Source organism: Thermodesulfobacteriota bacterium (genome assembly GCA_040758155.1).
Taxonomy (GTDB): Bacteria; Desulfobacterota; Deferrimicrobia; order Deferrimicrobiales; family Deferrimicrobiaceae; genus UBA2219.
Window position 1 is genome coordinate 1 of record JBFLWB010000185.1, and the last position, 11819, is coordinate 11819.

11 protein-coding genes are annotated in these 11819 nt (G+C 66.2%); 8 read left to right on the forward strand and 3 right to left on the reverse strand.

Annotated features, from left to right (window positions below; genetic code table 11):
• The 6 genes from AB1346_12660 to greA all read left to right on the forward strand — a co-directional run.
• On the forward strand, positions 1–315 hold a 315-nt coding region (locus tag AB1346_12660; GenBank protein MEW6721295.1), incomplete at its 5' end, for an MjaI family restriction endonuclease.
• Positions 316–382: 67 nt separating this feature from the next.
• The gene (mqnC, locus tag AB1346_12665; GenBank protein MEW6721296.1) at positions 383–1408 is read left to right on the forward strand and encodes a cyclic dehypoxanthinyl futalosine synthase; all 1026 of its coding nucleotides are present in this window, start codon (positions 383–385) and stop codon (positions 1406–1408) included.
• A gap of 299 nt (positions 1409–1707) precedes the next feature.
• Entirely contained in the window at positions 1708–2985 is a 1278-nt protein-coding gene (gene serS / locus AB1346_12670) for a serine--tRNA ligase (protein ID MEW6721297.1), read from the forward strand.
• 46 nt (positions 2986–3031) lie between these two features.
• Positions 3032–3151, forward strand: coding sequence for a rubredoxin-like domain-containing protein (locus tag AB1346_12675; protein ID MEW6721298.1), 120 nt, complete (start codon positions 3032–3034; stop codon positions 3149–3151).
• 3 nt (positions 3152–3154) lie between these two features.
• Complete coding sequence (locus AB1346_12680) at positions 3155–3676, forward strand: ferritin family protein (GenBank protein ID MEW6721299.1); 522 nt, start codon at positions 3155–3157, stop codon at positions 3674–3676.
• A 5-nt stretch (positions 3677–3681) separates the two neighbouring features.
• The gene (gene greA / locus AB1346_12685; GenBank protein ID MEW6721300.1) at positions 3682–4176 is read left to right on the forward strand and encodes a transcription elongation factor GreA; all 495 of its coding nucleotides are present in this window, start codon (positions 3682–3684) and stop codon (positions 4174–4176) included.
• A gap of 1 nt (position 4177) precedes the next feature.
• On the opposite strand, the gene AB1346_12690 is transcribed toward greA, so the two are convergent.
• A complete protein-coding gene (locus AB1346_12690; GenBank protein ID MEW6721301.1) occupies positions 4178–5239 on the reverse strand; it encodes a sugar phosphate nucleotidyltransferase in 1062 nt (353 codons plus the stop codon).
• A 41-nt stretch (positions 5240–5280) separates the two neighbouring features.
• Here AB1346_12690 and AB1346_12695 point away from each other — a divergent pair, with 41 nt between their 5' ends.
• The gene (locus tag AB1346_12695; protein MEW6721302.1) at positions 5281–5898 is read left to right on the forward strand and encodes a DUF502 domain-containing protein; all 618 of its coding nucleotides are present in this window, start codon (positions 5281–5283) and stop codon (positions 5896–5898) included.
• Between the two features lie 121 nt (positions 5899–6019).
• On the forward strand, positions 6020–9202 hold the full coding sequence (locus AB1346_12700; GenBank protein MEW6721303.1) for an ATP-binding protein: 3183 nt from the start codon (positions 6020–6022) through the stop codon (positions 9200–9202).
• Here the strand turns inward: AB1346_12700 and AB1346_12705 are convergent.
• Both AB1346_12705 and AB1346_12710 read right to left on the reverse strand, forming a co-directional pair.
• On the reverse strand, positions 9192–10013 hold the full coding sequence (locus AB1346_12705; protein MEW6721304.1) for a mechanosensitive ion channel domain-containing protein: 822 nt from the start codon (positions 10011–10013) through the stop codon (positions 9192–9194). The genes AB1346_12700 and AB1346_12705 overlap by 11 nt on opposite strands.
• A partial coding sequence (locus tag AB1346_12710) for an ATP-binding protein (GenBank protein ID MEW6721305.1) occupies positions 10006–11819 on the reverse strand: 1814 nt, incomplete at its 5' end. The genes AB1346_12710 and AB1346_12705, both read right to left, overlap by 8 nt.

Sequence of the window (11819 nt, forward strand, 5' to 3'; positions counted from 1 at the left end):
GGACAGCTTCAGGAACTTCTCGCCGTAGAGGTAAAACCTTCTCCAGATGAGTGGGACAGGGGTTATAACGTTGACTTTTATATCAAAGTGAATGGAAAGCATATCGGATTGCAGATAAAGCCAGCAGGATACGCTTATATCCCACAGATTATCGCTGAGGCCGGATTCCAGAGAAAAACACATGAGAAGTTTACGGAAAAATATGGAGGAAAAGTTTTTTACATCATTTCTATAGCGGAGGGGAAACAAAAAGTCATTCACAACAAGGAGGTTGTTGAACAAATCCGGCAGGAAATCGACCGATTGAAATCATGATTGCGGATCGATTCGTAAAACCATGACGGATTGGCGCAAATTGTTGGCCGGCTGTGATAATGGCTCGGTGACCCCCGCGGAGGGGGCGCGGCTGCTGCGGGAGGCCCCGCTGTTCGCGCTGGGGCGCGCCGCCGACGCGGTCCGAAAGGCGCTGCACCCGGAGGGCGTGGTCACCTACATCGTCGACCGGAACATCAACTACACGAATGTCTGCGCCTGCGGCTGCTCCTTCTGCGCGTTCTATCGGAAGAAGGACGCCCCCGACGCCTACGTCCTCTCCGAGGAGGAGCTGTCCGCCAAGATCGAGGAGACGCTTGCCGCGGGCGGCGTCCGCGTGCTGCTGCAGGGGGGGCTGCATCCGGACTGGGGGATCGATGAAGCGGTCCGGCTGGTCCGCGCCGTGAAGCGGCACCCGATCCGGCTCCACGGCTTCTCGCCGCCGGAGATCTGCCACTTCGCGCGGCAGTCGGACATGACGATCGGCGCGGTCATCGCGGCGCTGCGGGACGCCGGGCTCGACTCGATCCCGGGCGGCGGCGCGGAGATCCTCGACGACGCGGTCCGGCGGCGGATCAGCCCGAACAAGATCGGGTGGGAACAGTGGGCCGCCGTGATGCGGGAGGCGCACCGGCAGGGGCTGCGCACCTCCGCGACGATGATGTTCGGCAGCGTGGAGACGCCGGAGGCGATCGTCGCGCACCTCCTCCGGGTGCGGGCGCTCCAGGAAGAGACTGGAGGCTTCACCGCGTTCATTCCGTGGACGTTCCAGCCCGGGAACACCGAGCTGCTCCGCGATCCCGGTTTCGGGAAGGATTCCGGCGCGGGCTTCGGCCACGCGACAGGGTATCTCAAGGTGCTGGCGTTGTCGCGGGTCCTGCTGCCGAACATCCCGACCGTGCAGGTTTCCTGGGTGACCATGGGGGCGAAGGTGGCCCAGGCGGGGCTGTTCTTCGGCGCGGACGACTTCGGCAGCACGATGATGGAGGAGAACGTCGTCGCCTCCGCGGGCGTCTCCTTCCGGATGACGGAGGAGGAGATCGTCCACGTTATCCGCGACGCGGGGTTCATCCCCGCACGGAGACCAGGATCGTGAACGGTGGATTACCCTTTGCGAGGATGGGCGGTGATTCGCCGCAAGGGTCGCACCGAGCACGAAGTGCAGGGATGCACGAGTGTCGAGGCAGCCCGGGAAGGCTCCGGATTTTGTTGCCTCGACCGCAGCCGAATATCGAGACGGCGAAGCCGCTCCTGCGCCATCCATGGCGCCCGCGGCACTTGGCCATCCATGGCCATTGCGAGGCGTCCCCTAAGGGGAGCGACTCGTGCGAGGGAAGCGACCCTCGCGACCACCGATCACCGTCCATTTATGAACATGAAAAGGGGTAATCCACCATGCTCGATCTGAAATACGTCCGGGAGAACATTCCCGCGGTGGAGGAGATGCTGAGGAAGCGGCGGTCCTCCTTGTCGCTCGAGGGGTTCGTCGCGCTGGACCGGGCGCGGCGGGAGAAACTCGTCGAGGTGGAAAGGATGCGCGCCGAGCGCAACGCCGCCTCGGAGGAGATCGGCCGGCTGCGGCGGGAGAAGAAGGACGCCGCGGAGCTGATGGCGCGGATGAAGGCGCTGTCGGAAACCCTCAAGGCGGCCGAAGGCGAGCTGCCGGAGATCGAACGGAGGATGGAGGAGTTCCTCCTCTCCATCCCGAACGTCCCGGACCCGTCCGTCCCCGAAGGGGCGGGGGAAGAGGACAATCCCACCGTCCGGACGTGGGGCGATCCGCCCGCGTTCCCTTTCCCGGTGAAGGACCACGTGGACCTGGGGGCGGAGCTCGACATCCTCGACTTCGACCGGGCGGCGAAGATCGCCGGCGGCCGGTTCTGCCTCTCGAAGGGGGCCGGGGCGCTCCTGGAGCGGGCGCTCATCTCCTTCATGCTCGACATCCACACGCGGGAGCACGGCTACCTGGAGGTGCTGCCCCCCTTCATGGCGAACAGCGCGTCGTTCCTCGGCACCGGCCAGCTCCCCAAGTTCGAGGAGGACCTGTTCCGCGTCGCGGGGACCGACTACTACCTCGTCCCGACGGCGGAAGTGCCCGTGACCAACATCTACCGGGACGAGATCCTCCCGGGGGAGGCGCTCCCGGTCAAGATGACCGCCTACACGCCGTGCTTCCGCGCGGAGGCGGGCTCCTACGGCAAGGACACCCGCGGCATGATCCGGCAGCACCAGTTCAACAAGGTGGAGCTGGTCAAGATCTGCCGCCCGGAGCAGTCCGCCGACGAGCTCGAGAAGCTCACTACCGACGCGGAGGACATCCTGAAGCGGCTCCGCCTGCCGTACCGGGTGATCACCCTCTGCACGGGCGACATGGGGTTCTCCTCCGCCAAGACGTACGACATCGAGGTCTGGCTCCCCTCCCAGGAGCGGTACCGGGAGATCTCCTCCTGCAGCACCTTCACCGACTTCCAGGCGCGCCGCGCGAAGATCCGGTTCCGGGACGGGGCATCGGGAAAGCCGCGCCTGGCGCACACGCTGAACGGATCGGGGCTGGCGGTGGGCAGGACGGCCGTGGCGGTCCTCGAGAATTACCAGCGGGAGGACGGCACCGTGGAGATCCCCGAGGCGCTGCGCCCTTACATGGGCGGGATGGAGCGGATCGGTAAGCGATAACCCGGTCCGTTCCCCAATCCGGGCCCGGTCCTGTTAAAATCTTCCTGTGGCCCCGAAACGCTGGGAATGCGTCGTCTGCGGGTATATCCACGAAGGGGACGAGCCGCCGGAGATCTGCCCGGTGTGCGACGCACCGAAAGAGATGTTCCGGCCGCTGGAGGACTAGACCATGGGAAATCGTGCGGAGATCGTCGTCGCCGTCCACCTGGCCATGGACCGTGAAAAGGAGGCCGCCGCCCTCTACCTGCAGTTCGCCAAGGCGGTGAAGGAGCCCAAGGCCAAAGATGTGCTCATCCGCCTCGCCTCCGACGAGGTGGGGCACCTGGACAAGCTCGAGCGGCACCTTTCCTCCGTCCTGGCGGGAAAGGATTGGGTGATCCCCCACGCCGCCCTCATGGAGGCGATGGCGGCGCGGTTCACGAAGAGCATGAAGCTCGAGCTGCCGACCGTCTCCGATATCACGCAGGCGGACGAGATCCGGATCCTGGAGCTGGCGCTGGAGCGGGAGCTGAACGCGAACCTCCAGTACCTCGCCATGGCGGAAAGCGCGGAGCCGGGCGAGGCGAGGGAGATGTTCCTGGCCCTCGCGAAGGAAGAAGATCTGCATGCGAAGGTCCTGCGCGCCGAGGTGGACTCGATCGGCCAGTTCGGTTTCTGGTTCGACATGCAGGAATTCACGATGGAGAAGTGACCGACATGGAACTGTTGAGGGCGGCGAGGCACAAGCTCGAGGAAGAGGCGCAGCGGATCGAGTACGAGCTGCGGATCGTTCTCCCGAAGGAGATCCAGGCGGCGATGGGGCAGGGAGACCTCTCCGAGAACGCCGAGTACGAGGCGGCCAAGGAGCGGCAGTCGACGCTGCACGGGCGCCTCGGGCAGATCCAGAAGCGGCTGGCCGACCTCTCCCGCATCAACGTGTCGGACATCCCGAGGGACCGCGCGGGGCTGGGCAGCGAAGTCACGGTCGAGAACCTGGAGGACGGGTCGGAGATCACCTACACCCTGGTGATCCCGGAGCTGGCCGACGGGAACCGGTCGTTCGTGTCCATCGCCTCGCCGGTGGGGAAAGGGCTGATGAACCGGAAGACCGGCGACTCGGTGACCATCACGATCCCGCGCGGGACGCTCGAATACGAGGTCCGGCGGGTCGTCACCATGTTCGGGGACGTCCTGGAGCCGGCGGAAGGATAGTTCAGGCGAGGGCGGGGAAGCGCCGGCGGACCTCCGCCGCGATCCGCTTCACGTCCTCCGACCGGGAGCGCGGGCAGACGAGCACGGCGTCCCCGCAGCGGACCACCACCGTGTCCTCCATTCCCAGGACCGCGACCACACCCCCGTCCGTCCGGACGAGGGTGTTCCTGCAGTCGTCCAGGATGACGTCGCCGAACGCGACGTTGCCTCCTTCCTCCCCGAGGAACTCGTGGAGCGAGCGCCACGTTCCCAGGTCGCTCCACCCCATGTCCGCCGGGAGGACCAGGATTCCCTTCTCCTTCTCGAGGATTCCGTGGTCGATCGAGACGGACGGCATGCGACGGTACGCCTCCGCGAGCCGGCGGGCGAGTCCCCTCCTTCCTCCGCCGAGCGCCTTCCGGAGCGGCTCGTCCACCTCCGGCAGGAGTCTCGAGAGCCGGTCCGCGAAGGCGTCGGTCCGGAACAGGAAGATCCCGCTGTTCCAGTCGAAGCGCCCCGTGCGCAGGAACCGCTTCGCCGTGGGCAGGTCGGGCTTCTCGGCGAACCGAGTGACCTGAAAGGCGCTCTTCACCCGTCCGGGGAACGGTCTGCCGCGCTCGATGTATCCGTAGCCGGTGGAGGGGTGGGTCGGCGGGATGCCGAGGGTGACGAAGCGTCCCGTCTCCCGGGCCAGCCGGAGCCCCCTGCGGACCACATCGCGGAACGCCCGGACGTTCCCGACGGCATGGTCCGCCGGGGTCGCAAGGATGACCGCCCCGGGGTCGCGCCGGGAGACGACTCCCGCGGCCAGCGCGATCGCGGGGGCCGTGTTCCGCCCCTCGGGCTCCAGCAGGATATTCTCCCGGGGGACGCCCAGCGCGGCGGGGGAGAGGTGCGGGGCGTCCTTTTTCCCGGCGACGATCCAGGTGCGCTCCGGAGGGACGAGGGGGCGGAGCCGGTCCAGCGTCTCCCGGATCATGGGGCCGCCTCCGGTGAGGTCCAGGAACTGCTTCGACCGGGACGCCCGGCTCTCCGGCCAGAACCGGGTCCCCGAGCCGCCGGCCAGCACGACCGCGTGGTCCATCGCCCTAACCCCCGGATACGGTTTTACGATAGAATAACCCGGTGGTCGAACAGCTCAAGAAAAGTTTCGTCGCGGGGATCTTCGTTCTCCTTCCCCTCTGGCTGACGGCGGCGCTCCTCCACTGGTTCTTCGGGGAGGTGGACCAGCTGTTTTCCCCGATCGTGGACGGTCTCGTCCGGAGGGTCGTCGGGGGAGTGGACCATATCCCGGGGACGGGGATCCTTACCGGCCTGGTCATTCTCCTGCTGCTCGGCACCTTGGCCCGCAACGTGGCGGGGCAGCGGCTTCTCGACGGGATCGACCGGCTGATCCAGCGGGTCCCCGGCTTCCGCTCCGTCTATTCCGCCGTGCAGCAGCTCACGAACGCCTTCTCCCCGAAAAATACGGCGTCGTTCAAGGAGGTGCTCCTCGTGGAGCACCCGAAGCCGGGCAGCTACGCCATCGGGTTCCGCACGATGACTGTCGAGGAGGGCGGGCGGCGGCTGGTGGCGGCGTTCATCCCGACGAACCACCTGTACCTCGGCGACGTCGTCTTCTTCGACGAGGAGAAGGTCATGCGGCTGGACATGTCGGTCGAACAGGCGATCCGTCTGCTGATGTCCGCGGGCATCGCCTCGCCCCGGGAATTCCGGAGGATCCCCCCTCCGGGCGCCTGTTAGACAGTTCCCCCTGTACGCCACAATTGCGTTAAACATACCGGTAAATTCTTCCGATAAAAGATGCCGAGGAGCTGAAATCACATGGATTTCGCAACGTTCGGGAATGGAGCCGGATCCGTAGATGCCCTGGATTAAGATATCGTCGTCGGCCGCCGGGCCGGCGAAATGGTCGATCGTCCGGATCGCGGCCGCGCTGCTGTTCTTTGCCTTGGGATTTGCGGGCAATCACTTCAAGCTCTCCCTCTTTTACGGCTTCGATTTCCTGTTCGGCAGCATCTTCCTGATCGTCCTGCTGAACCTGGCCGGCATCGCCTGGGCGGTGCCCGCCGCCGTCGTCGCGACGCTCTGCACGTACTCTTTCTGGCACCACCCGTACGGGATTGTCACCTTCTCGCTGGAAATCCTGTTCCTCGGGATCGCGAACCGGAAGAGGGACAGGAACATCGTCCTGCTGGACGGCATGTACTGGCTGCTCGTCGGGAGCCCGCTGAACTACCTCCTGTATACCGGGATCATGAAGGCGAGCCATCACATGGTCCTGTTCGTGATCCTGAAACAGAGCGTGAACGGGATCTTCAACGCCCTGATCGCCAGCGCCATCCTGGATTACGTCCCGATCCGCTCCTGGGCGGGAATATCGGGAGAGCGGAAGAGGGTCTCCATCCAGCAGGCGCTGTTCAACCTGATCCTTGCCGTGCTGCTGCTGCCGGTCCTGTTCATCATGGTCATGAACAGCCGGAAGGCGTTCCTGGACGCGGAAAAAACCATAACGAACGTGCTGAAGAGCACCTCGGTGGAGACCGTTTTCACGGTCGACCGGTTCCTCCAGAGGCACCTGGAGGGTGTCGAAGTCCTCGCCTTGTCCGCGGGAGAAAACGGGGCGGCGCACCCGGCGGACCTGCGGGACAGCATAAGGACGATCCGGGGGCTGTTCCCGTCCTTCAGCTACCTGTACGTTGCCGACCGGGACGGCAGGCCCGTCGCAGCGTACCCGGAGAGATACGGAACGGGAGAGTACGGGGCCGGCGCGCGCGCCTCCGGAATGCCGCTCTACGAGAAAATGAAAGACTCCCTGCGCCCCTGCGTGTCGGACGTCTTCACGGAGTCCGACGGCGCGTCCCCGCCCGTGGTCGCATTGGGCGTGCCGATATTCGGGAACGGGGGATTCGAGGGATTCGCGCTCGGAGTCCTCGACCTGGTCCGCTTCAAGGAGGAGATTACATCGGTCACGGAGCCCCATGATGTGAAGACGGTGATCGTCGACGGGCAGGGCAGGGTCGTCATCTCCGCCGCCAGGATGTTCCAGCCGACGCAGCCCCTGAACCTGCGCGAAAAGGGAGAGGTCGTTCCGTCGCGATCCGGGATCTTCCAGTGGCTTCCCCCGAAGGAGACGGCGAAATCGGCGTTCAACCGCTGGACGAATTCGTATTATTTCCTCGAAAACCCCGTGGGAGACATCGCCCCGTGGAAGGCCCTGCTGTTCGTTCCCGTGGCCCCGTACCAGAAGCAGCTCTACGAAACCACTTATATCCACACCTTCTCTTTCATGCTCGTCTTCATCGCGGTGTCGATCTTCTTTTCCGAGTTCCTGAGCCGGAAGCTGGTCCACCCCTTCGAACGGCTCAAGGAGGTGACGACCGACCTTCCCTCGAAGCTCGCCGGCCGGGAGAAGATCGACTGGCCGGAATCCGTCCTGCTGGAGATCCATTCCCTTGTCCGCAACTTCAAGGCGATGACCGCATCCCTGGCGGAGAAGTTCGTCCAGCTCAAGACCGCCAACGAATCGCTGGCGGGAGAAAAGGAGCTGCTGTCGGTCACCCTGCTCAGCATCGGCGAGGGAGTGATCACCACGGACACGTCGGGGCGGGTGGCGCTGATGAACAAGGTTTCGGAGGAGCTGACGGGCTGGGCGCAGCGGGACGCCGGGGGGCGGCCGCTCGCCGAGATCTTCCGGACCTTCGACGCGAAGGACCCGCGCAAGGAGATCCACCCGCTGCGGGATGCGGCGGCGGGCGCGCTCCACGTCGCGACCGACGACCTGCTCCTGCAGTCCCGGGACGGCGCCGGCCACATCGTCTCCGGCAGCTACGCGCCGATCCGCGACCCGCGGGGAGACATCCTCGGCGGGGTCCTGGTGTTCCGGGACAAAACGGAAAAGAAGAAGATGGAGGAGCGGCTGCTGAACGCCCAGAAGCTCGAATCGGTCGGCGTGCTGGCGGGCGGGATCGCGCACGACTTCAACAACCTTCTTTCGGCGATCGTCGGGAACCTCTCCATGGTGAAGGCCGGGGGGAACCACCCTTCCGTCGATTCCCTGGAGGAGATCGAGAAGGCCGCCCAGCGGGCCGTCGGGTTGACCCAGCAGCTCCTGACGTTTTCCAAGGGCGGGGCGCCGGTCCGGAAGGCGGTGTCCGTCTCCGAGCTGATCCGGCAGTCCGCCGTGTTCGTCACCCGGGGGTCGAGCGTCCGCTGCGAGTTCCGCATCGAGCCGGACCTGCGGCCCGCGTTCGTCGACGAGGGGCAGCTGAGCCAGGTCGTGAACAACCTCGTGATCAACGCGATGCAGGCGATGGAGAAGGGCGGCGTGGTCCGGATCTCCGCGGAGAACGTGCGCGCGGATTCGCCGCCGGAGGGGATCCGGCCGGCGGGGGCCATGGTGAGGGTGTCGGTGCGGGACGATGGCCCCGGCATTCCCGCCGAGGTCCTTCCCCGGATCTTCGATCCGTACTTCACGACCAAGGAGCGCGGCAGCGGGCTGGGGCTGGCGACCGTGTACTCCATCGTCAAGCGGCACGACGGCCATATCGAGGTGGAGTCCCGTCCGGGAGAGGGGACGGAGTTTCACGTGTACCTTCCGGTTTCCGAGAAGCTTCCGGAAACCGCAGGGAAGCCGGCAGAGGGACCCCGGAACGGGAAGGGGAGCATTCTCCTGATGGACGACGAGGAAGCCATCCTGCGTCTCGCCCAAAGGATGCTGGGCAAGCTGGGGTACGAGACGGCCTGCTCGAAGGACGGCGCGGAGGCGATCGGCCTGTACGAGCGGGCGCTCGCCGCGGGGCAACCGTACGACGCGGTCATCATGGACCTGACGATCCCGGGAGGGATGGGGGGGAAGGAAGCGATCGGGATCCTGAAAAGGATCGATCCCGGCGTCGTCGCCATCGTCTCCAGCGGCTATTCGAACGACCCGGTCCTCGCCGATCCGGCCCGGTTCGGGTTCTCGGGCATCGTGCCGAAGCCGTACACGCTCCAGATGCTGAGCGAGGTCGTGCACAAGGCGATCGATCCGCCCGTCAGGCCGTGACCGCCAGCTCCAGCGGGGGACGCTTTATGCCGCCGCGCCGCAGCGCCTCGGTTCCCCGGATGTAGATATCCGTCTGGAACGCCTTCTCGAACCGCACGTCCATCACGTATGCCTTGGCCTGGAGCCGCATGGCCAGCCGGCCCGATACGGCCGCCTCGGAGGCGACCACCTCGACCGGCTTCTTCAGGAAGATGTAGCGGCTGGTCACCAGCGTCTCGTGGAGGATGTCGCGCGCCGCGGCCAGGTCCGAGTCCAGCGCCACGTGGAAGTCCATGGTCACCATCATGTCCAGGTTTCCCGCGTTCCCCGAGGACACGACGTCGGCGAGGAACCGGTGGTTCGGGATCGTGACCAGGTTGTCGTCCAGGGTGACGAGACGGACCGCCCGGAGGCCGATGTTCCGGATCTCCCCGTAGACGTTCCCGAAGGTCACCCGGTCGCCGACCTGGAAGGGGCGGTCGAACAGCAGGATGAGGCCGGCGATCAGGGAGCTCACCAGGTCCTTGGACGCGAACCCCAGCGCCACGGCCGCGCTGCCGGCGGCCGCGAAGAGGATCTCGCGCGACGGCTGGATCACCGCCAGGAACAGGAAGGCGCTGCCGAAGATGTAGATGACGAATTCGAGGACGGTGGCGACCTGGGATACCAGGATGCGGCGGGTGGGAAGGCGCCGGTGGAGGCCGGTCGCGAGCCGCCGGAGCAGGCGGACCGCCGCGACCAGGAAAAGGATTCCCGCGAAGAGCAGGAGGACCGTCCAGACGTCGAGTCTGCCGGCCAGGTTTTCGACACGGTCGATCAGCCCCTCATCCATACAGGAAGTTCCTCCTTTCCAGGAGCTGGTTCAGCGCGAACTGCGCCTCCGGCGTGACCCGGTATCTCCCGTCGGGGAAGCGGGCGATGGCGCCTTTTTCCACCCCGATCCGGACGGCGTGCCGGACGACCCGCTCCGGCAGGTCCACCGCCTCCACGATTTCCTCGAGCGCGAGGTTCTCGTGGCGGATGATCGCCGCGAAGACGAACAGGGTGTCGTCCCCCGCCGTCTCCAGCGAATGGAACTCCTGGTGGCGCGGAATGCCGACGCGCAGGCTTCCGTCCGGATCGGGCGCCAGCGCGGAGAGCCACAGCACCATCGCCGCCCGGGGATTCCCGCGGGACTCCCTCCACAGGAGCCGGAAGAACTGCTCCTCGAGCTGCGCCACCGCGGATTCCTCCGTGGCGGACTGCACGGCTCCGATGATGTCCTCGTAGGAGATCCGCAATCCCGAGAGGCCGTGCCGGGACAGGATGAGTTGCCGGATGTCGGTATCGGGCCAGGCGGGCGTCTCGAAGACCCTCCGGAAGCAGAGGTTCTTCCCGTAGACGCCGTCCAGGTATTCCCAGGAGCGGCGGTTGATCGCGGCCACCCAGAACAGGCTGTCCGTCGGGGCGTTGACCAGGTCGCCCAGCGCCCGGTATCCCTCGAAACCGCCGAGGGCGCTCACGAAAAGGTTCTGCGCGTCGTCCATCAGGACGACGGTTTTTTCCGCGCCCGTGAAGGCGCGGGACAGCGCCGCCGGCCCTTCCTCCAGGGAGACGCCCAGGTGCTTCCCGAAATACCGCAGGGTGTCCTCCCGCTTCCGCATCCGGCAGGGCAGGGGAACGTGGATCACCCTCTCCACGGGCAGGCTCGGGGCGAAGGTCCGAAGGAGCGTCGTCTTGCCGCACCCCTTGTCGCCGTAGATCATCACCGAGTGCTCTTCGGAATTCCCGTTCGCCCATTCCTCGATCATCGACCGGAGCCGGGGGGCGACCCATTCCTCGGGACGGACCAGCGCCCGCTCCGGCGGAGGAGCGTGCAGGTCGAACCAGCGGAGATACTCCCCGGGAAGCCGGGCGGAAGGCGTCTCGGCCTTTCCCCCGCCCCTCCCCGCCCGTTCCGCCGTTCCTTCCAGGCGCCGCCGGAACAGCTCCGCGCCCGCGCGCTTGAACAGGTCGAACCGGAAGGCCCAGGCCAATGCCCTCCCCGCGGCCCTGGAGAGGGCCAGGAGGAGGAGGACCGGGAAACAGGATACCCAGGACGCGGCGTTTCCCGAACAGAGCCGCTCGAGCCGCTTCCCCGCGTCCGGGAACTCCCGCGCCGCCATGTCGCCGATCTCCCGGCGCCACCGGCGGGCGGTCGCGAACAGCGCAAGCGTTCCGACGTAGAGGAGCAGGCCGCGCACGATACCGTATGCAAGCGCCTTTCCGGCCGCCATCTCTGTGGCGTGGAGCGCCGAGACGCCGGCCAGGAAGAAAAGGCCGATCCCGCGCACGGAGCTCCGGACCCGATCCCTGTCGGTCCGGCCGGCGGCTCCCGGCATGGCGAAGAGGGAGGTCCCGAGGATCAGGAAGATCCGGTAGCCGATGTAGAAGGACAGGTAGGGAAGGAATTGCCCGATCTCGGCGAGGTCCGTGCCGGCGAGCAGCGCCTCCGCCAGGAACACGCCGAGGAGCATCACGATCCAGGGGAAGTAGGGCGATATGCGCCGGAGGAACAGGGCGGCGCTGCCCGCGAGCGGGTGGCGGTGCCGCATCGCAAGGAGGCGGGCGCGCGCCCGGTCGATCCATGAGCGGAGCTCCGCGAGGACCCTGTAGGTGC

Coding starts and splice junctions, on each gene's coding strand:
- serS (MEW6721297.1), top strand. CDS start 1,708: ATGCTCGATCTGAAATACGTCCGGGAGAACATTCCCGCGGTGGAGGAG.
- AB1346_12680 (MEW6721299.1), top strand. CDS start 3,155: ATGGGAAATCGTGCGGAGATCGTCGTCGCCGTCCACCTGGCCATGGAC.
- greA (MEW6721300.1), top strand. CDS start 3,682: ATGGAACTGTTGAGGGCGGCGAGGCACAAGCTCGAGGAAGAGGCGCAG.
- AB1346_12690 (MEW6721301.1), bottom strand. CDS start 5,239: ATGGACCACGCGGTCGTGCTGGCCGGCGGCTCGGGGACCCGGTTCTGG.
- AB1346_12700 (MEW6721303.1), top strand. CDS start 6,020: ATGCCCTGGATTAAGATATCGTCGTCGGCCGCCGGGCCGGCGAAATGG.
- AB1346_12705 (MEW6721304.1), bottom strand. CDS start 10,013: ATGGATGAGGGGCTGATCGACCGTGTCGAAAACCTGGCCGGCAGACTC.